Origin of the sequence: Curtobacterium sp. Arg-1 (assembly GCF_025643395.1) — a bacterium.
GTDB classification, from domain to species: Bacteria; Actinomycetota; Actinomycetes; order Actinomycetales; family Microbacteriaceae; genus Curtobacterium; species Curtobacterium poinsettiae.
Window position 1 is genome coordinate 2,643,009 of the sequence record NZ_CP095731.1, and the last position, 17,660, is coordinate 2,660,668.

Consider the following 17,660-nt stretch of genomic DNA (forward strand, 5'->3'; position numbering starts at 1 on the left):
TGCATGCTAGTGCCCTGCCCTGGCGGTCCCCTCCGAGGAACCGGCGGGCGACCTGGGTGCGGTGGGAGGATGGCGGACGTGCTCCCCGACCTCGCCGAACTCCTCGCCGACGCGCACGTGGTGGCCCTGCCCATGCGGGTGCGGTTCCGCGGCATCACCACGCGCGAGGCGGTCGTGCTGCGTGGCCCCGCAGGCTGGACGGAGTTCTCGCCGTTCGTCGAGTACGACGACGCCGAGGCAGCGGCATGGCTGCGCGCCACCGTCGACTTCGGGTGGACCGACCACGAGCCGGCCGCCGACTCCGTGCCGGTCAACGCCACCGTCCCGGCGATCGCCGCCGACGACGTCGCCGACCTGCTCGCCCGCTACCCCGGCTGCGCCACCGCGAAGGTCAAGGTCGCGGAGCCCGGCACCACCGTCGACGACGACGTCGCCCGTGTCGCGGCCGTCCGCCGGGTGATGGGGTCCGATGCTTCCGTCCGCGTCGACGCGAACGGGCTGTGGAGCGTCGAGCAGGCAGCCGCGGCACTCGAGCGGCTCGCACCGTTCGACCTGCAGTACGCCGAGCAGCCCTGCGCCACGGTGCCCGAGCTCGCCGAGCTCCGGACGCGGATCGCCGGCCTCGGGGTGCGGATCGCCGCGGACGAGAGCGTCCGGAAGGCGAGCGACCCCCTCGCGGTCGCCCGGGCCGGTGCCGCCGACGTCCTGGTCGTCAAGGCCCAGCCGCTCGGGGGCATCACCGCGGCGGGCGCGGTCATCGCCGACGCCGGGCTGCCGTGCGTCGTCTCGAGTGCGCTCGACACGTCGGTCGGACTCGGGATGGGGGCGTTCCTGGCCGCCGCGGCGATGACCCTGGGGTACGCCGCGGGCCTCGGGACGGCGGCGATGTTCGCCGGGGACGTGACGGCGGAGCCCCTGCTGCCGGTGGACGGCCGCGTGCCGGTGCGTCGGGTGGACGTCGCGGCGGAGATGGTCGAGCGGTACGCCGCGTCGCCGGAACGCACCGCGTGGTGGCGCGAGCGGGTGGCACGTGTGCACACCGTGCTGGCCGCAGCTGCTGCCGAGTAGCTCCGGGCGCGGGACGCCGTCGTCTCCGCAGAACGCCGTCGTCTCCGCAGAACGCCGTCGTCGCCGCAAGACGCCGCCGTCTCCGCAAGACGCCGTCGTCTCCGCAGAACGCCGTCGTCTCCGCAGAACGCCGTCGTCTCCGTTCGGCGCCGCCGAGTCGGCGAGACGCCGCCGGGAACGGCGGCGTCTCGCCGAGGACGCGGCGTCCAGCCGACACGACGGCGTCTTCCTGTCCGTGGACGCGACCGAACGACGGACGGGAGGCGCGGTGCCAGCTGGCACCGTGCCTCCCGTCCGGCCGTGGTCACGACCAGGGCCGCCTCAGCGACCGGTGTGGTTCACAGACCCGAGTAGCTGTGCAGGCCCTTGAAGAAGACGTTCACGACCGAGAAGTTGAACATCACCGCGGCGAAGCCGATCAAGGCCAGCCAGGACGACCGCGCACCGCGCCAGCCGCGGGTCGCACGGGCGTGGATGTAGCCCGCGTAGACGACCCAGATGATGAAGGTCCAGACCTCTTTCGTGTCCCAGCCCCAGTAGCGACCCCAGGCACGCTCGGCCCAGATCGCACCGGCGATCAGGGTGAAGGTCCAGAGGACGAAGCCGACGAGCAGGACGCGGTAGGTCAGGACCTCGAGCCGGTCGGCGTCCGGCAGCGTCGCCATGAAGCGGAGCTTGCCGGAGGCGGTGCGGCCCTGGCGGTACGTCTGCACGAGCTGCGCCACCGCGAGCCCCGCCCCGAGCGCGAAGAACCCGGTGCCGGAGATCGCCACGAAGACGTGGATGACGAGCCAGTACGACTGCAGGGCCGGCTGCAGCGGGACGACGGGGACCCAGTAGTTCACCGTCGCGATGCCGAGCAGGATGATCGTCAGGCCCGTGATGAAGACGCCGAGGAACTTCAGGTTCTGCCAGAACTGCACGAGCAGGAAGATCAGCGTGATCAGCGCCGTGCCCGTCAGCGAGAACTCGAACATGTTGCCCCACGGGACACGGTCGGCCGCGATGCCGCGGAGGACGACCGAGGCGACGTGCAGGACGAGCGCGAGGATCGTCATCGCCATGCCGACACGTTCGAACTTCGTGCTGCGGCCGGACGATCCGCCCGCTGGCGGCGCGGCGACCTGCTCGAGCACGACGGTGCCGCCCCGGACGGTCGCGACGGTCTTCGCCGCGCGTGCGGAAGAAGCGCTCGCCGCACCCGCCGAGCTGTCGTCGGCGCCCGCGTTCTTCGCGGCGGCCGTGACCTCGCCGGAGCGTTTGGCCATGTCGAGGGCGAACGAGATGAACGCGACCACGTACACCGCCATCGCGGAGTACGTGAGCACGACCGAGTAGGTCGCGAGGTTCGTGGTCATGTCGTTCACTGGGGCATCCTAACTCCGAGGTCCGACGTGTGGCGCTGTGCGATGTCCGCGACGGCCCGTTCGAGGTTCGGGTCCTCGCCGCGTGCGAGGCCGGCGTACTCGAGGTCGTACTCGCCGCCCTGCGTGTCCTTGCGCGGGACGACCTTCACCCAGACGCGACGGCGCGGGACGAACAGCGAGGTGAGCAGACCGAGGGTGGAGAGCAGGGCGAACCCGCCCACCCACAGCTGCGACGGGTCGTGGTGCACGTCGAGGGAGACGTACCGCTTGACGCCGTCGAACGTGATCGACCCGGCACCGTCCGGGAGCTTCTTCGTCTGCCCCGGCTTCAGCGCGAGGCTCGCCGTCGATGCGTCGGTGCCGGCGATCTGCTTCAGCCCGCCGGTGTTGAGTGTGTACACGCTCTGCGGCACGCCGTCGTCGAGGCCGAGGTCGCCGGTGTAGACCTGCAGCGTCAGGAGCGGGTTCTCGGTGTCCGGGTACGAGGACGTGTAGGCGCCGCTCGCGTTCTTCACCGCGGTGGGGTAGAAGAACCCGCGGATCCCGAGCTGGTCCGGCTTGGCGTCCGGGGCCTTGATCACGCCGAGCGAGGTGTAGTTCGCGTTCTGCGGCAGGAACGGCACGACGTCCTTGAACGCCACGTTGCCGTCGCCGTCGCGCACCGTGACCTGCATCGCGTAGCCGTTGCCGAGCAGGTAGACGTTGGTGCCACCCACGTGCAGCGGGTCGTTCACGCCGAGACGGCTGGTCTTCGGCTCGCCGCCCTTCTCGGTGCTCGTGACGGTGGCCGAGTAGTCGAGCGCCTGACCGAGGGCGTCGAGGTTCCGCTCCTCGTACTTCGTCACGAACTTGTCGAGGGTCAGGTTGTAGCCCTTGAGGTCGGTCTGCTGGAACCAGCGCCCGGGGTTGAACGAGTCGTACGAGCCGAGCACGTTGGAGAACGTCTGGCCCTCGACCAGCAGACGCTGACCGGTGAAGCCGAAGCCACCGCCGACACCGACCGCCAGGAGCACCCCGACGAGGGCCGAGTGGAACACCAGGTTGCCGGTCTCGCGCAGGTAGCCGCGCTCCGCGCTCACCGAGTCGCCGAACCGCTCGACGCGGTACCCGGACCGCTTCAGGATCGCCATCGCGCGCGTCACCGCGTGCTCGGCGGACGGGAGGCCCGTGGCCGGGTCGATCCCGGTGGTGCCGTCGATCATCGCGTCCGGTTGCACCGCCACGGTGCGGAATCCCGCCAGTCGCGTCAGACGCGCGGGCGTCTTCGGCGGACGGGTGCGCAGGGCCTGCCAGTGGTGCTTCGTGCGGGGCACGATGCAGCCGATGAGCGAGACGAAGAGCAGCAGGTAGATCGCCGAGAACCACACCGAGGTGTAGGTGTCGAAGACCTGGAGCTTGTCGAGGACCGGGAAGAGCTGCGGGTGGTCCGCCTTGTACTGCACGACGCCGTTCGGGTCGGCGGTGCGCTGCGGCACGAGCGAACCCGGGATCGCCGCGAGGGCCAGCAGCATGAGCAGGAACAGCGCCGTGCGCATGCTCGTCAGCTGCCGCCAGAAGAACCGGAGGTACCCGACGAAGCCGAGCTTCGGCTGGTTGACGCCGCCGTCGGTGGGGCCGGAGCCGTCGACGTGGTCGGACGGTCGCTGCGGGTCCGAAGCGGTGTCGGCTCCGTCGCCTGCACCCGTCGGGATGTGCTCGTTCGGGTCAGACCGCGGGGACAAAGCTCTGGATCACCGCCCCGACGCTCGACATGACGGCCGACCAGATTCCGGTGACCATGAGCAGACCGATGACGATCAGGATCGCTCCTCCGATGATGTTGACGGTGCGCATGTGACGCTTCACCGCCGAGATGGCTCCCGTGGCCCAGCCGGCGCCGAGCGCGACGAGGACGAACGGGATGCCGAGCCCGAGGCAGTACGCCACACCGAGCCACATGCCCTGCCAGGCACTGCCCGACTGCACGCTGAGCAGGTTGATGGCCGCGAGGGTCGGGCCGAGGCACGGCGTCCAGCCGAGGCCGAACACGATGCCGAGCAGCGGTGCGCCCAGCAGCCCCGTCGCGGGGGTCCAGCTGGGCTTGATGGTGCGCTGCAGGAACGTGAACCGTCCGACGAACACCAGGCCCATCGCGATGACGACGACCCCGAGGACCTGCGTGATGAGGTCACGCCAGCGGACGAGCCAGAAGCCGAGTGCCCCGAACACCGTCGTGTACGCCACGAACACCGCGGTGAACCCGACGATGAACAGCAGCACACCGAGCACCACACGACCCCGACGCTGCCCGCCCTCGGCGACACCGCCGACGTACCCGAGGTACCCCGGCACGAGCGGCAGCACGCACGGGGACAGGAACGACACGAGCCCGGCGAGCGCCGCCACGGGCAGCGCCACGGCCATCTGGCCGCTCAGGATCGCGTCGGCGAAGGGGTTGGAGGCCACGGGTCAGGAGGCCTTGCCTGCGTCGAGCTCGTCGCTGACCAGGGTCTTCAGGATGCCCGTGCCGTCGACCGCACCGAGGACGCGGGCAGCGACGCGCCCCTTGGTGTCGAGGACGATCGTCGCAGGCACCGCGTTCGGCGCGATCTGCCCGGACATCGCGAGCTGCATCGTGCCCGTGCGCTGGTCGAGGACGGTCGGGTACTGCACGTCGAAGGTGCGCTCGAAGGCGGCCGCGGTCGCTGCTTCGTCGCGGACGTTGACGCCGATGAACGCGACGTCGTCCGAGTCGGCGTACTCGTCGTGCACCTCGTTGAGGTACTTCGCCTCGGCACGGCAGGGCGGGCAGCTGGCGTACCAGAAGTTCAGGACGACGACCTTGCCCCGGAGGTCCTTCGACGAGACGGTGTCGCCGTTCGAGTCCTCGGCCCGGAAGGTCACCGGGTCGGTGCGGTCCTTCGCGGAGACCTCGGTCACCGCGCCGTCACCGGAGATGTAGTTCTGGGTCGTGCCGTTGCCGTACTGCTTCGCGAGGTCGCTGTTGTCCGTCGAGCACCCCGCCAGGGCGAGGGCGGCCACGACGACCGTCGCCGCGATCGTCGCGATGCGCTTCCTGCTGGTCGTGGTCTTCACACTGCTCCTTCGTCGACGGCGGTCGCGCGCAGTTCCTGCGCGGGGTCCGCGTACCCGACCTCGGTGAACCGACCGCTCGACGTGGCGGGCACACGCTCGACGGTGGTGATGCTCGACAGGTCGCAGCGACGCTTGCGCGGGTCGTGCCACAGGGGCTCCCCCGCGAGCTTCCGGTGGACCATCCAGATCGGCAGCTGGTGGCTGACCAGGACGACGTCGCCCTCGTCGACGCTCTCCCACGCCGTGGTCATCGCCGCGAGCATGCGGTTCGCGATCGACTCGTACGCCTCGCCCCAGCTGGGGCGCAGGGGGTTCGCGATCCACGGCCACTCCGCCGGACGGCCGAGCGAGCGCTTCGTGAACCCGGGGGCTGCCCCTCGTAGCGGTTGGTCGGCTCGATCAGCCGCTCGTCGAGCGTCACGTCGAGCCCGTAGGCCGCCGACCAGGGCGCGGCGGACTCCTGCGTGCGCTGCAGCGGGGACGCGACGACCCGACGGACGTCGATGCCGGCGTCCTTCCAGGCGGTCGCTGCGGCCTCGGCCATCTGCGCGCCGAGGTCACTCAGCCCGAAGCCCGGGAGCCGGCCGTAGAGGACGCGGCCCGGGTTGTGCACCTCTCCGTGCCGGACGAGGTGGAGACGGGTCGCGGGCATGGGTTCCAGTGTAGGTCGCCCGCGGTTCCCACCGCCCCCTCAGGAGATTCACCGGATGCGGAAGCACTCAGCCGCCGAGCTCTCCGGACAGCCGTCCGTGCAGCGCGATCGACCCCGTGTTGAGGTTCACCACCTCGACCGTCGAGCCGTGCTTGGCGAACCGCTGTTCGACCCCGTCGAGCGCCGCGACCGTGGACGCGTCGAACACGTGGGCGTCGGCCATGTCGATGATGATGTGCTCCGGGTCCTCTGCGTAGGAGAACCGCGTGACGAGGTCGTTCGACGAGGCGAAGAACAGCGCCCCGCGGACCCGGTACCGCACGGTGCGGTCGTCGACCGGCTCGCGCACCACGGTCACCACGTGCGCCACCCGTCGGGCGAAGACCAGGGCCGCCACGACCACACCGACGAGCACCCCGGTGGCGAGGTTCTCGGTCACGACGACCACCACGACGGTGATGAGCATGACCGCGGTCTCACCGAGCGGCATCCGCCGCAGGGTGCGCGGCCGGATGCTGTGCCAGTCGAAGGTCGCGACGCAGACCATGAGCATGACCGCCGTCAGGGCCGCCATCGGGATCTGGGCGACGAGGTCGTGGAGCACGATCGTCAGGACGAGCACCGAGACGCCGGCAGTGAAGGTCGAGATGCGCGTCCGGGCGCCCGCGGTCTTCACGTTGATCACCGTCTGGCCGATCATCGCGCACCCACCGGTCCCCCCGAAGAACGCCGACGCGATGTTCGCGACGCCCTGGCCCCACGACTCGCGCCACTTGCTCGACCCGGTCTCGGTGATGGAGTCGACGAGCTGCGCGGTGAGCAGCGTCTCGATCAGGCCGACGATCGCGACGCCGAACGCGTAGGGCGCGATGATCTGCAGGGTCTCGAAGCTGAACGGCGTCACGATGCCGTTGAAGCCGGGGAGTGCCGTCGGCAGTGCGCCCTCGTCGCCGACCGTCGGCACGGCCACGCTGAACACCATCGTGATGCCGGTGATGACGACCACCGCGATGAGCGGCGCGGGGATCGCCTTCGTCAGGAACGGGAACCCGACGATGATCGCGATGCCGAGTGCCGTCAGCGGCCAGACGATGAACGGGACGTCGTCGCCGAGCAGGTTCGGCAGCTGGGCGGTGAAGATGAGGATGGCCAGGGCGTTCACGAACGCGACGTTGACGCTGCGCGGGATGAAGCGCATCAGCCGCGCCACCCCGAGGAACCCGAGCAGGAGCTGGAACACCCCGCCCAGGACGATCGCGGGCACCAGGTACTCGATCCCGTGCTGTCGGACGAGCGGCGCGATGACGAGCGCCACCGAACCGGCGGCGGCGGACACCATGGCGGGTCGACCGCCCACGATCGAGATCACGATCGCGATGATGACGCTCGAGAAGAGGCCGACCGCGGGATCGACGCCGGCGACGACGGAGAACGAGATCGCCTCGGGGATGAGGGCCAGCGCGGTGACGATGCCGGCCAGGACCTCCCGGGTGAGCATGCGGGGCGAGCGGAGGGCGGCGAGGACGCTCGGGGCCGTCGGCGCGTGTGTGATCACGGACATCGTTCGGAACTCTACCTTCACGTGAGGGTAGAGTCGCGCTCCGTGAGCACCAGCGACGTCCCCGACACGATGCACATCGGCGAACTCGCCGACCGCGCCGGCATGTCCCTGCGCACGATCCGGCACTACGACGAGGTCGGGCTGCTCGTGCCGAGCGGCCGCACCACCGGCGGGTTCCGGGTGTACACCGCGCAGGACCTGGAACGACTGCTCGTGATCCGCCGGATGAAGCCGCTCGGGTTCACGCTCGACGAGATGGCCGAGCTGCTCCGTGTGGTCGACGCCCTCGCGGCGAAGGACCCCGAGGACGAACCCGCGCTGGCTGCACGTCTCGATGCGTACCTGGACGACGCCCGCACCCGCCACGCGAAGCTCGTCGAGCGCGCCGGCATGGCCGAGGAGTTCATCGGCACGCTCGGGTCACTCCGCGCTTCGCTCCCCTGACGTCGCGCCGTCTTCGGCGAGCACCCTGGCACGCATGCGCTGCCGCTCGAGTTCGAGCTTCAGCTCCCCTTCTTCGACATGGAGCTGCCAGTCGATCGCCCCGCGTTGCGCCCAGTCCCACGGGCTCTCGCCCGGCGCAGGACCGATGTACGGCCGCTCCACGGGAACCGTGTCCTCCTTCCGCACCAGCTCTCGCCAGGCACGGCGCAGACGAGTCGTCATCACTGTCTCCTCTTCTCGATGAACAGTTCCGCCAACACCCTTGCAGCGGGTTCTTCTCCGGCGGGGACTTTCTGCATGTCGTACATCGCCTGCGCCAGATTCCGGCCGATCTCGCGACGCCCGACCTCGGCCGCGGTGATCAGGTCGAACACCACGGTCAACCGCGCCCAGTAGCGGTCCCGTTGCTCCCGCCCGACGTCCCGCCGCCACCGGATGACCGCCCACAGCCCACCGACGAACGCCGCGAGCAGTGTGAACGCCGCAGTGCACAGCGCCACCACCACCACCGCGACCGCCGCAGGCGGCCAGGTCGCGAGCTCCCCCGTCCCCGTCCCCACCCGGTCCCCCTCTCGTCCCGCGACCCGGCCACGTCGACAACGCTAGGGAGTCCTCGCACGCCGCCACGGGCCTCCCGGCCATCGGTGGAGAACGCCGGACGCGGGCGGCCCTGTTGAGGGAGGAGCGCTGCCGCCCACGCCCCCGGACGCAGGCGGTTAGACTCGACCACCGTGATCGAACGCACCCGCATCGCCGACCTGGCAGCCCTCCCCGACGGTCCCGTCTCCGTGGCCGGATGGGTCGAGACCGTCCGAGACCAGAAGAAGGTGCAGTTCGTCGTGCTGCGCGACGAGACCGGCGCCGTCCAGCTCGTGAACCCGGCGACGCGCGAGGCCGAGGACGGCGACGACGCCGCACAGTCCGCGCTCGCGACCACCAACGAGATCTCCGGCCTGGCGCACGGCACCTTCGTGCACGTCACCGGCACGCTGAAGCACGACGAGCGCGTGAAGCTCGGCGGGCTCGAGGTCAAGATCGGTGCGCTGCAGGTGGTGAGCGCCGCGATCCCGGAGACCCCGATCGCCGACGACTCGTCGCTCGACAAGCGTCTCGACTGGCGCTTCCTCGACCTGCGCAACCGCAAGCAGAACCTGATCTTCCGCATCCAGACGACGCTCGAGCACGCGTTCCGCACGTACTGGGTCGACCGCGACTACATCGAGATCCACACCCCGAAGCTGATGGCGTCGGCGTCCGAGTCGCGCGCCGAACTGTTCCAGCTCGAGTACTTCGAGACCACCGCCTACCTGGCCCAGTCGCCGCAGAACTTCAAGCAGATGGCGCAGCCGGCCGGCTTCGGTGCCGTGTTCGAGATCGCCGACGCCTTCCGCGCCGACCCCTCGTTCACGAGCCGTCACGCCACCGAGTTCACCAGCGTCGACGCCGAGTTCTCGTGGATCGAGTCCCACGAGGACGTCATGGCGATGCACGAAGCGGTCCTGGTCGCCGGCATCACCGCCGTCCAGGAGAAGTACGGCAAGGACATCGAAGAGGTCTTCGGCTTCGAGCTGCAGGTCCCCGCGACGCCGTTCCCCCGCGTGACCCTGGCCGACGCGCGCAAGATCGTCGCCGACAGCGGCTACGACGTCGTCCGCGCCGACGGCGACCTGGACCCCGAGGGCGAGCGCCGCGTCGCCGCCTGGGCGAAGGAGCACCACGGCTCCGAGTTCGTCTTCGTCACGGAGTACGACGCCTCGATCCGGCCGTACTACCACATGCGGAAGCCCGGCGACCCGTCGGTCACCAACAGCTACGACCTCATCTTCAACGGCGCCGAGATCTCCACGGGTGCCCAGCGCGAGCACCGTGTCGACGTGCTCGAGGCGCAGGCCGTCGAGAAGGGTCTCGACCCGGAGGAGCTCGGCTGGTACCTCGACTTCTTCCGCTACGGCGTCCCGCCGCACGGCGGCTTCGGCATGGGCCTCGCGCGCGTGCTGATGCTCATGCTCGGTGAGCCGTCGATCCGCGAGGTCACGTACCTGTTCCGTGGCCCGACGCGCCTGACCCCGTAGTCACCAGCGAGTGAGCAGAAGAGGTCGCCTCCGGAAATCGGAGGCGACCTCTTCTGCTCACTGGACGCACGCAACGCACGCAGCGCCGGGGCGGGACGGGAGGCCCGGCTCAGCTCTGCCAGTCGATGGCGGCCCGCGCGGTGACCAGGTCGCGGATCTCGGCTGCCGCGGCCTGGTGCGCCGGATGCACCTGGTACTCGTCGAGTCCGGCGAGGTCGTCGAAGGTGGCGACGACCGCGACGTCGCTGTTCTTCTCCGGGTAGGCGACGTTCTCGACGACCTCGAGCGAACGGATCGACCCGATGGTGCCGGTGAGGCCGGTCAGGAGCTCACGGATCCGGGCGATGGACGCGGCGCGGTCGAGGTCCTCGCGCAGGGTCCAGGCGACGACGTGGGAGATCATGCGGGGGAACCGGCCTTCTCGAGGGCACGTGCGAGCCGGTCGGCGTCGACGTGCCAGTTGCTGTGGACGCGCCCGTCGATGAGCACCACGGGGATGTCCTCCGCGTACTCCTGGCGGAGGGCGTCGTCGTCGAGGATCGAGCGTTCCTGCAGGGTGACCCCCGGGTGGTCGGCGACGACGCGTTCGACCACGGGCCGGGCGTCGTCGCACAGGTGGCATCCGGGCTTCGTCAGGAACGTCACTGCGGGCATGGTCCCAGCGTAGCCCGGGAACGCAAAAGCCCCGGCGAACCGGGGCTTCTCGTGCAGGTCCTTCGACCTGCGCAGACCTGTTGAGGATCTACTTCTTGTTGCGTCGCTGGTGACGCGTCTTGCGAAGGAGCTTGCGGTGCTTCTTCTTCGCCATGCGCTTACGACGCTTCTTGATGACAGAACCCATGTGGACCTCGCTCGGACTGATGCTGATGTACGGACACCGGGCCGAAGAGACCGCGGAAAATCAACCTGCCCGAGTCTACCGGCTGCCCGCTGTGATGTCGAACGCGCGCTCAGCCGACGTCCGCCACACCACCGCGCAGCACGTCGGCGACGGCTGACTCGGGGACGCGGAAGGAGCGGCCGAAGCGGATCGCGGGGAGCTCCCCGGCGTGCACCATCCGGTAGACGGTCATCTTCGAGACGCGCATCATCTCGGCGACCTCAGCGACGGTGAGGAAGCGCACATCGTCGAAACTGCCGGTCATGGTCCGCCTTCGGGGCTCGCACGCGCTGCGCACGCCAGTGGTGTGACCTGTGTGGTCAGTGGCAACTGTAGAGGCGCGTGCGACCCGGTGTCCAGGATCAGTCCGAGCAGCGCGCACCGACCCTCGCCAGGTGCTCGCCGGCGGGTGTGACGGGACTCAGTCCTCGTCGCCCCGACGGGTGAAGCGCTTGCGGCTGCGGTCGACGACGCGCTCCCAGCCCTGCTGCGCGCCGGAGATCGCGGCGGTCGCCCGGTACGACGCCTCCGCCATGACGCGACCGAGTTCGGTGCCGACCTCCACCGTCGCCTTGCCGGCCGCACCGTTCCGGCGGATCGACACGGGCTGGCCGTCCGGCGTCCACGCCGTGGTGGCCGGGGTGCCGTCGGCGTCGACCGCCCCCGTGAACGGCAGGACCCATTCCTCCAGGCGCACGAGCGGCTCCGGGTCGAGTCGGTAGTAGCGGTGCTGCCCTTCTTCACGGCTGGTGACGAGACCGATGTCACGCAGGACACGCAGGTGCTTCGACACCGTGGGCTGGCTGACCCCGAGGCGTTCGACGAGCTGGCCGACGCTGAGCTCCCCGCCGGTGACGTCTGAACCGTAGGCGGACAGCAGGGTGCCGAGCAGCTCGCGCCGGGTCGGGTCCGCCACGACGGAGAAGATGTCGGCCATGGTGGCAAGGCTAGCCGGGGCACCACGGATGTACCATGACGAACCGTCCCGGCCCATGTCCTCGGAGGCATACGCATGCTCGACCGAACCGAGCCGATCCCGCACCACGTGGGTGTCGGCCGACGACGGGCGAGCCGGATCGCGACGGTGCTCCGCTCGTCACCGTCCCGGCTGGCGATCGTCGTGTTCATCGCGCTGATCTTCCTGTTCACGGTGCTCTTCATGACGCCGTGGGCCACGGCGGACCGCAGCAGCACCCACTTCGCGGACGCCCTGTTCACCGCCGCGTCGGTGGTCTGCGTCACGGGGTTGTCCACGGTCGACATGGCGACGCACTGGTCGGTGTTCGGCAAGGTCCTGGTGGTCATCGGCACCCAGATCGGCGCCGTCGGCGTGCTGACCTTCGCGTCGATCCTCGGCTTGTTCGTCACCCGCAAGCTCGGCCTGCGCGCCAAGCTGATGGCAGCTGGCGACTCGAACCCGCTCCGCACCCACCACGGCGCCGTGCCCGAGGGCCAGGCCGTCCGGCTCGGCGAGGTCGGCACCCTGCTCGCGACCGTGGCGGTGAGCACGCTGTCGATCGAGATCGTCCTCGGGCTGCTGCTCCTGCCGTCGGTGCTCATCGCCGGCATCCCGTTCTGGACCGCGGTCGGCGACTCCTTCTACTACGCGGCCATGGCCTTCACGAACACCGGGTTCTCGCCCAACGCCGACGGCCTGGACCCGTTCGCCCACGACTACTGGTTCCTGTCGCTCCTGATGGTGGGGGTCGTGGCGGGGTCCATCGGGTTCCCGGTGATCCGTGCCCTGACGAAGCAGTTGCGCACCCCGCGCCGCTGGCCGATCCACGTCAAGCTCACCCTGGCGACGAGCGCGGTCCTGCTCCTCGGCGGCGCGGCCGTCTACATCGCGCTCGAGGCGTCGAACCCGACGACCTTCGGCGAGGAAGGCGCCGGGCGCACCGCGTTCCAGGCACTCTTCCTGTCGACCATGACCCGGTCGGGTGGCTTCTCGCTCGTCGACTTCGACCAGCTCAACGGCTCGAGCCTGCTCGTCACCGACATGCTCATGTTCATCGGCGGCGGGTCCGCCTCGACCGCCGGTGGCATCAAGGTCACGACCCTCGCGGTGCTGTTCCTGGCCGCCGTCGCCGAGGCCCGCGGTCGTCAGAGCATGGAGGCCTTCGGCCGCCGGATCCCGAGCGACGTCCTGCGGGTCGCGGTGGCCATCGTGCTCTGGGGCGCGACGATCGTGGCGGTCGCGACGGTGGTGCTCCTGCAGATCACCGACGACTCGCTCGACCGCGTGCTCTTCGAGGTGATCTCGGCGTTCTCGACCAGTGGCCTGTCCTCCGGTGTGTCCGCGGACCTGCCCGAACCGGGCAAGTACGTCCTCGCCGCCACCATGTTCCTCGGCCGGGTCGGTACAGTGACCATCGCCGCTGCCCTGGCCGCCAGCCAGAGCCGGCAACTGTTCCGCCGTCCCGAGGAGAGGCCGATCGTTGGCTGACCGCACCCGTTCGTCGCACCAGCACGGTGCCATCAGTCACGACGCTCCCGTCCTGGTCATCGGGCTCGGTCGCTTCGGTGCCGCCACCGCCGGCCAGCTCGAACGCCAGGACCGCGAGGTGCTGGTCGTCGACACCGACGCCGGGCTGGTGCAGAAGTGGTCCGACCGGGTCACCCACGCGGTGCAGGCGGACGCCACCGACATCGACGCGCTCCGCCAGATCGGCGCACAGGACTTCGCCATCGCCGTCGTCGGCACCGGCAGTGACCTGGAGTCGAGCGTCCTGATCACGGCGAACCTGGTCGACCTCGGCGTCCCGCAGATCTGGGCGAAGGCCATCAGCCGGTCGCACGGCACGATCTTGTCCCGCATCGGCGCGAACCACGTCGTCTACCCGGAGCGTGAGGCCGGCGAGCGCACGGCGCACCTGGTCTCCGGCCGGATGCTCGACTTCATCGAGTTCGACGACGACTTCGCCGTGGTCAAGATGTTCCCGCCGCGCGCGGTCCGCGGCAAGGACCTCGCCACGACGGTCATCCGGACCCGCTTCGGCCTGACGGTGCTCGGCATCAAGCCGCCCGGCAGCCCGTTCGTGCCGGCGACGCCGGACAGTGTCATCGGCGAGGACGACGTCATCATCGTCTCGGGTTCGGAGAGCGACCTGGAGCGCTTCGCCGCGTACGAATAGCGCGGCCCGCTCAGCGGTGCCGCGCCAGCGGCACGCGGGCCGCGCCGACCGAGCCTGCGAGGGAGGGGCAGCGTCCGCACCGCACCCCGGCGCTGCGCTGCGCTACGACGCGGCGATCTCCTCGGCACGTGCGATCGCGGCGCGCGACGCGCGCAGCAGCGTGTCCGCCAGGTCGGCGTCCTGCAGCACCGCGACGGCACGCTCCGTCGTGCCCTTCGGGCTGGTGACCGCACGGCGCAGGTCGGCGGGCTCGCGGCCGGAGCGCTCGAGCAACTCGACGGCGCCCCGGACCGTGCCCTGCACCATCGTCGCCGCCTGTTCGTGGCTGAACCCGAGCTCCTCGGCGGCACGCTGCCACTGTTCGACCAGCAGGAAGACGTAGGCGGGTCCGGAGCCGGACACCGCGGACAGTGCGTCGAGCTGCGACTCGGGCACCTCGATGACCTGGCCCGAGGCGGTGAACACCGACGACGCAAGCGCGACGGCCTCGGCGTCGGCCGAGGTACCCGCGCTGATGCCGGTGACGCCGTGGCCGACGCCGATCGGGGTGTTCGGCAGGGCACGGACGACCCGGACACCGGCGGGCACCCGTGCCTCCATGCTCGCGGTGGTGGTGCCGACGGCGACGCTGACCAGGACGGCGCCGGGCTCCAGGGCACCGGCGACCTCGTCGAGCAGGTCCGCGATCATGTACGGCTTCACGCCGACCACGACGAGGGCGGCTCCGCGGACCGCCGCCCGGTTGGCGTCCGGGTCGGTGTCGCTCGCCGTGGCGTCGAGACCGTGCTCACGGTGGGCCGCTGCGGATGCCTCGGACTTGGTGGTCAGGGTCACGGTGGCCGGGTCGAGTCCCGCGGCGAGCAGGCCGTCGAGGACCGCGCCGGACATGGAACCGACCCCGAGCAGGGCGGTGCGGGGCAGGTCGATCGTCATGCTCCCGACCCTACCGACGCCACCCGCCTAGGATCGTGTCGCAGACCACGAGAAGGGGACAGCTGTGAGCGCTTCCGGAGGCACGAAGGCGATCTTCGCCGCACTCGGTGCCAACATCGGCATCGCGATCGTGAAGTTCATCGCGGCGGCGATCAGCGGCTCCGCGTCGATGCTGGCCGAGGGTGTGCACTCCCTGGCCGACTCGGCGAACCAGCTCCTGCTGCTGCTCGGTGGCCGCAAGGCCCGACGCGCCGCGGATCAAGAGCACCCCTTCGGCTACGGCCGTGAACGCTACGTGTACGCGTTCGTCGTCTCGATCATCCTGTTCTCGGTCGGCGGTGTGTTCTCGCTCTACGAGGGCATCGAGAAGCTCGCCCACCCGCACCCGCTCGAGAACTGGTGGCTGCCCCTCGTCGTGCTCGTCATCGCCATCGGGCTCGAGGGCTTCTCGCTCCGCACCGCCCTGAAGGAAGCCCGGCCGCAGAAGGGCTCGCAGAGCTGGGTGCAGTTCGTCCGCCGCGCGAAGGCCCCGGAGCTGCCCGTCGTGATGCTCGAGGACACCGCTGCCCTGTTCGGCCTGGTGTTCGCCCTGTTCGGCGTCGGCCTGACCGCGATCACCGGCAACGGGGTGTTCGACGCGATCGGCACCATGCTCATCGCGGCGCTGCTCATCGCCGTCGCAGTGGTGCTCGGCATCGAGACGAAGAGCCTGCTCGTCGGCGAGGGCGCCACAGCCGCCGACGTCGAGCGCATCAAGCAGGCGGTGCTCGACGGCCCCGAGGTCGACGCGATCATCCACCTGAAGACCCTGTACCTCGGGCCGGACGAGCTCATGGTCGGCGTGAAGGTCGCCGTCGACGGGGACCGCCGGCTCGGTGACGTCGCCGCGGGGATCGACACCGTCGAGCAGCGGGTCCGGAGCGCCGTGCCGATCGCCCGGGTGATCTACGTCGAGCCGGACGTCCTGCGCACCGGTCCGCAGCCGCCGACCGAGGCGATCGTCATCCTCGCCGCGGACTGAAGAAGTCGTCGAGCAACTCGGCACAGGCGGCCTCGAGCACGCCCCCGATGACCTCGGAGCGGTGCGGCAGCCGGCGGTCCCTGGCGATGTCGTAGACGCTGCCGCTGGCACCGGCCTTCGGGTCCCACGCGCCGAACACGACCCGGGGCACCCGCGCGGCCATGACCGCGCCGGCGCACATCGGGCACGGTTCGAGCGTCACCACGAGCGTGTGCTGCTCGAGGTGCCAGTCCCCCGTCACCGCCGCGGCGGCACGCAGTGCGAGGACCTCGGCATGGGCGGTCGGGTCCTGCCGCGCCTCGCGCTCGTTCCGGCCGGTGGCGACCACGGCCCCGTCGCGGTCGAGCACCACGGCGCCGACCGGCACGTCGTCGGTCTCCAGGCACCGTCGAGCCTCGTCGAGCGCGCGCTCCATCGCCGGGACGAACGGGCGGGCTGCGGGCTCCTCCACGGGACCTCCTGACGGTCGACGGCACGCTAGGCTCGACCCTATGCGAGTCCACGTCGCCGACCACCCGCTCATCACCCACAAGCTCTCGGTGCTCCGCGACCGTACGACGCCCTCTCCCACGTTCCGCGCCCTGACCGAGGAGCTCGTCACGCTCCTCGCGTACGAGGCCACGCGGGGCGTCCGGGTCACGGCGACGCCGATCGACACACCGGTCGCGCACACCATGGGCGTCGCGATCGCCAAGCCGCGCCCGCTCGTCGTCCCGATCCTCCGTGCCGGACTCGGCATGCTCGAGGGCATGGTCAAGCTCGTCCCGACGGCCGAGGTCGGCTTCCTCGGCATGGCCCGCAACGAGGAGACCCTCGAGCCGCAGACCTACGCCGAGCGCCTGCCCGACGACCTGACCGGGCGCCAGTGCTTCGTGCTCGACCCGATGCTCGCCACCGGTGGCACCCTGGCTGCTGCGATCGACTTCCTCTTCGCCCGCGGTGCGCAGGAGGTCACGTGCGTGTGCATCCTCGGCGCGCCAGAGGGCCTCGCGATGGTCGAGCAGGCCGTCGGCGACCGCAACGTCTCGATCGTCCTCGGCGCGCTGGACGAGAAGCTCGACGAGAACGGCTACATCGTCCCGGGTCTCGGCGACGCCGGCGACCGGCTCTACGGCCTGGCCGAGTAGCGACCACCCCACGGACAGGAGGCGCGGTGCCGGTCGGCACCGCGCCTCCTGTCGTCCGTGCGGTCGCGCTCACCGCACCGTCCGTGCGGACGGTTGACACCGCGTTGGTATACCGCAGATACTCGTCACATGACTGCAACCGTGTCCACCCGCGTCCTCTCCGAGGCGTGCTCCTCCGCAGGGGCAGTGGGGACCGTCGGCACGATGATGCCGACCATGTCGGTCATGCGTTGTCGAATGTGTGCCTGATCGGCACCCGTTCCAGCCGGATCCCCCGCGACACCACCCCCGTCGCGCGAGCGTGATCCCCGGGTGACGGACACCGT

21 protein-coding genes and 1 pseudogene are annotated in these 17,660 nt (G+C 70.4%); 7 read left to right on the plus strand and 15 right to left on the minus strand.

Going from position 1 to position 17,660, the window contains the following annotated elements; translation table 11 throughout:
- Nucleotides 1-69: 69 nt before the first annotated feature.
- Complete coding sequence (locus MXD64_RS12450) at nucleotides 70-1,068, plus strand: o-succinylbenzoate synthase (protein WP_263136526.1); 999 nt, start codon at nucleotides 70-72, stop codon at nucleotides 1,066-1,068.
- Between the two features lie 338 nt (nucleotides 1,069-1,406).
- Here MXD64_RS12450 and ccsB read toward each other — a convergent pair whose 3' ends face one another.
- The 6 genes and pseudogenes from ccsB to MXD64_RS12480 all read right to left on the minus strand — a co-directional run bounded on the left by ccsB (nucleotide 1,407) and on the right by MXD64_RS12480 (nucleotide 7,723).
- On the minus strand, nucleotides 1,407-2,426 hold the full coding sequence (gene ccsB / locus MXD64_RS12455; RefSeq protein ID WP_214584991.1) for a c-type cytochrome biogenesis protein CcsB: 1,020 nt from the start codon (nucleotides 2,424-2,426) through the stop codon (nucleotides 1,407-1,409).
- 5 nt (nucleotides 2,427-2,431) lie between these two features.
- The gene (gene resB, locus MXD64_RS12460; protein ID WP_231564049.1) at nucleotides 2,432-4,156 is read right to left on the minus strand and encodes a cytochrome c biogenesis protein ResB; all 1,725 of its coding nucleotides are present in this window, start codon (nucleotides 4,154-4,156) and stop codon (nucleotides 2,432-2,434) included.
- Entirely contained in the window at nucleotides 4,140-4,838 is a 699-nt protein-coding gene (locus MXD64_RS12465; protein ID WP_042538234.1) for a cytochrome c biogenesis CcdA family protein, read from the minus strand. The genes resB and MXD64_RS12465 overlap by 17 nt, the downstream gene beginning before the upstream one ends.
- A gap of 45 nt (nucleotides 4,839-4,883) precedes the next feature.
- Nucleotides 4,884-5,510, minus strand: a complete 627-nt coding sequence (locus tag MXD64_RS12470) for a TlpA family protein disulfide reductase (RefSeq protein WP_017888588.1) — start codon at nucleotides 5,508-5,510, stop codon at nucleotides 4,884-4,886.
- Nucleotides 5,507-6,162: pseudogene (locus MXD64_RS12475) on the minus strand (histidine phosphatase family protein). The gene MXD64_RS12470 and the pseudogene MXD64_RS12475 overlap by 4 nt, the downstream one beginning before the upstream one ends.
- A gap of 67 nt (nucleotides 6,163-6,229) precedes the next feature.
- Entirely contained in the window at nucleotides 6,230-7,723 is a 1,494-nt protein-coding gene (locus MXD64_RS12480; RefSeq protein WP_017888586.1) for a SulP family inorganic anion transporter, read from the minus strand.
- 42 nt (nucleotides 7,724-7,765) lie between these two features.
- On the opposite strand from MXD64_RS12480, the gene MXD64_RS12485 reads away from it, so the two are divergent.
- The gene (locus tag MXD64_RS12485; protein WP_371830321.1) at nucleotides 7,766-8,167 is read left to right on the plus strand and encodes a MerR family transcriptional regulator; all 402 of its coding nucleotides are present in this window, start codon (nucleotides 7,766-7,768) and stop codon (nucleotides 8,165-8,167) included.
- Here the strand turns inward: MXD64_RS12485 and MXD64_RS12490 are convergent.
- Nucleotides 8,144-8,389 carry a hypothetical protein gene (locus MXD64_RS12490; protein WP_139179824.1) on the minus strand — a complete coding sequence of 82 codons (246 nt, stop codon included), beginning with the start codon at nucleotides 8,387-8,389 and terminating at the stop codon, nucleotides 8,144-8,146. The two genes, MXD64_RS12485 and MXD64_RS12490, sit on opposite strands and share 24 nt — an antisense overlap.
- Nucleotides 8,389-8,727, minus strand: coding sequence for a hypothetical protein (locus MXD64_RS12495; protein ID WP_214562000.1), 339 nt, complete (start codon nucleotides 8,725-8,727; stop codon nucleotides 8,389-8,391). The genes MXD64_RS12490 and MXD64_RS12495 overlap by 1 nt, the downstream gene beginning before the upstream one ends.
- Before the next feature lie 171 nt (nucleotides 8,728-8,898).
- Between MXD64_RS12495 and aspS the strand changes: the two genes are divergently transcribed.
- The gene (aspS, locus tag MXD64_RS12500) at nucleotides 8,899-10,239 is read left to right on the plus strand and encodes an aspartate--tRNA(Asn) ligase (RefSeq protein ID WP_214584953.1); all 1,341 of its coding nucleotides are present in this window, start codon (nucleotides 8,899-8,901) and stop codon (nucleotides 10,237-10,239) included.
- 109 nt (nucleotides 10,240-10,348) lie between these two features.
- On the opposite strand, the gene MXD64_RS12505 is transcribed toward aspS, so the two are convergent.
- The 5 genes from MXD64_RS12505 to MXD64_RS12525 all read right to left on the minus strand — a co-directional run bounded on the left by MXD64_RS12505 (nucleotide 10,349) and on the right by MXD64_RS12525 (nucleotide 12,056).
- Nucleotides 10,349-10,642: a Dabb family protein gene (locus MXD64_RS12505; protein WP_017888581.1), complete on the minus strand. Its 294-nt coding sequence runs from the start codon at nucleotides 10,640-10,642 to the stop codon at nucleotides 10,349-10,351.
- Nucleotides 10,639-10,893, minus strand: a complete 255-nt coding sequence (locus MXD64_RS12510) for a glutaredoxin family protein (protein ID WP_042538082.1) — start codon at nucleotides 10,891-10,893, stop codon at nucleotides 10,639-10,641. The genes MXD64_RS12505 and MXD64_RS12510 overlap by 4 nt, the downstream gene beginning before the upstream one ends.
- 88 nt (nucleotides 10,894-10,981) lie before the next feature.
- Nucleotides 10,982-11,080, minus strand: a complete 99-nt coding sequence (locus MXD64_RS12515) for a 30S ribosomal protein bS22 (protein ID WP_003792170.1) — start codon at nucleotides 11,078-11,080, stop codon at nucleotides 10,982-10,984.
- Nucleotides 11,081-11,189: 109 nt separating this feature from the next.
- On the minus strand, nucleotides 11,190-11,384 hold the full coding sequence (locus tag MXD64_RS12520; protein ID WP_017888579.1) for a helix-turn-helix domain-containing protein: 195 nt from the start codon (nucleotides 11,382-11,384) through the stop codon (nucleotides 11,190-11,192).
- A 156-nt stretch (nucleotides 11,385-11,540) separates the two neighbouring features.
- The gene (locus tag MXD64_RS12525; RefSeq protein WP_017888578.1) at nucleotides 11,541-12,056 is read right to left on the minus strand and encodes an ArsR/SmtB family transcription factor; all 516 of its coding nucleotides are present in this window, start codon (nucleotides 12,054-12,056) and stop codon (nucleotides 11,541-11,543) included.
- A 75-nt stretch (nucleotides 12,057-12,131) separates the two neighbouring features.
- Between MXD64_RS12525 and MXD64_RS12530 the strand changes: the two genes are divergently transcribed.
- Nucleotides 12,132-13,565, plus strand: coding sequence for a TrkH family potassium uptake protein (locus MXD64_RS12530; protein WP_017888577.1), 1,434 nt, complete (start codon nucleotides 12,132-12,134; stop codon nucleotides 13,563-13,565).
- Nucleotides 13,558-14,253 (plus strand): potassium channel family protein, encoded by a 696-nt coding sequence (locus MXD64_RS12535; protein ID WP_017888576.1) that lies wholly within the window; start codon nucleotides 13,558-13,560, stop codon nucleotides 14,251-14,253. The genes MXD64_RS12530 and MXD64_RS12535 overlap by 8 nt, the downstream gene beginning before the upstream one ends.
- Before the next feature lie 102 nt (nucleotides 14,254-14,355).
- Here MXD64_RS12535 and proC read toward each other — a convergent pair whose 3' ends face one another.
- Nucleotides 14,356-15,186: a pyrroline-5-carboxylate reductase gene (proC, locus tag MXD64_RS12540; protein WP_263136527.1), complete on the minus strand. Its 831-nt coding sequence runs from the start codon at nucleotides 15,184-15,186 to the stop codon at nucleotides 14,356-14,358.
- 64 nt (nucleotides 15,187-15,250) lie between these two features.
- Between proC and MXD64_RS12545 the strand changes: the two genes are divergently transcribed.
- The gene (locus MXD64_RS12545; protein ID WP_017888574.1) at nucleotides 15,251-16,207 is read left to right on the plus strand and encodes a cation diffusion facilitator family transporter; all 957 of its coding nucleotides are present in this window, start codon (nucleotides 15,251-15,253) and stop codon (nucleotides 16,205-16,207) included.
- Here the strand turns inward: MXD64_RS12545 and MXD64_RS12550 are convergent.
- Nucleotides 16,188-16,622 (minus strand): nucleoside deaminase, encoded by a 435-nt coding sequence (locus MXD64_RS12550; protein WP_031260478.1) that lies wholly within the window; start codon nucleotides 16,620-16,622, stop codon nucleotides 16,188-16,190. The genes MXD64_RS12545 and MXD64_RS12550 overlap by 20 nt on opposite strands.
- 76 nt (nucleotides 16,623-16,698) lie before the next feature.
- Here MXD64_RS12550 and upp point away from each other — a divergent pair, with 76 nt between their 5' ends.
- On the plus strand, nucleotides 16,699-17,334 hold the full coding sequence (gene upp / locus MXD64_RS12555) for a uracil phosphoribosyltransferase (protein WP_017888572.1): 636 nt from the start codon (nucleotides 16,699-16,701) through the stop codon (nucleotides 17,332-17,334).
- Nucleotides 17,335-17,660 lie beyond the last annotated feature (326 nt).

Excerpts from the sequence above, each read along its gene's own strand:
- MXD64_RS12480 (WP_017888586.1), bottom strand. The coding sequence starts at position 7,723 with ATGTCCGTGATCACACACGCGCCGACGGCCCCGAGCGTCCTCGCCGCC.
- upp (WP_017888572.1), top strand. The coding sequence starts at position 16,699 with ATGCGAGTCCACGTCGCCGACCACCCGCTCATCACCCACAAGCTCTCG.
- MXD64_RS12450 (WP_263136526.1), top strand. The coding sequence starts at position 70 with ATGGCGGACGTGCTCCCCGACCTCGCCGAACTCCTCGCCGACGCGCAC.
- MXD64_RS12550 (WP_031260478.1), bottom strand. The coding sequence starts at position 16,622 with ATGGAGCGCGCGCTCGACGAGGCTCGACGGTGCCTGGAGACCGACGAC.
- MXD64_RS12490 (WP_139179824.1), bottom strand. The coding sequence starts at position 8,389 with ATGACGACTCGTCTGCGCCGTGCCTGGCGAGAGCTGGTGCGGAAGGAG.
- MXD64_RS12520 (WP_017888579.1), bottom strand. The coding sequence starts at position 11,384 with ATGACCGGCAGTTTCGACGATGTGCGCTTCCTCACCGTCGCTGAGGTC.
- MXD64_RS12530 (WP_017888577.1), top strand. The coding sequence starts at position 12,132 with ATGCTCGACCGAACCGAGCCGATCCCGCACCACGTGGGTGTCGGCCGA.
- MXD64_RS12515 (WP_003792170.1), bottom strand. The coding sequence starts at position 11,080 with ATGGGTTCTGTCATCAAGAAGCGTCGTAAGCGCATGGCGAAGAAGAAG.
- proC (WP_263136527.1), bottom strand. The coding sequence starts at position 15,186 with ATGACGATCGACCTGCCCCGCACCGCCCTGCTCGGGGTCGGTTCCATG.
- MXD64_RS12505 (WP_017888581.1), bottom strand. The coding sequence starts at position 10,642 with ATGATCTCCCACGTCGTCGCCTGGACCCTGCGCGAGGACCTCGACCGC.
- MXD64_RS12510 (WP_042538082.1), bottom strand. The coding sequence starts at position 10,893 with ATGCCCGCAGTGACGTTCCTGACGAAGCCCGGATGCCACCTGTGCGAC.
- ccsB (WP_214584991.1), bottom strand. The coding sequence starts at position 2,426 with ATGACCACGAACCTCGCGACCTACTCGGTCGTGCTCACGTACTCCGCG.
- MXD64_RS12525 (WP_017888578.1), bottom strand. The coding sequence starts at position 12,056 with ATGGCCGACATCTTCTCCGTCGTGGCGGACCCGACCCGGCGCGAGCTG.
- MXD64_RS12465 (WP_042538234.1), bottom strand. The coding sequence starts at position 4,838 with ATGGCCGTGGCGCTGCCCGTGGCGGCGCTCGCCGGGCTCGTGTCGTTC.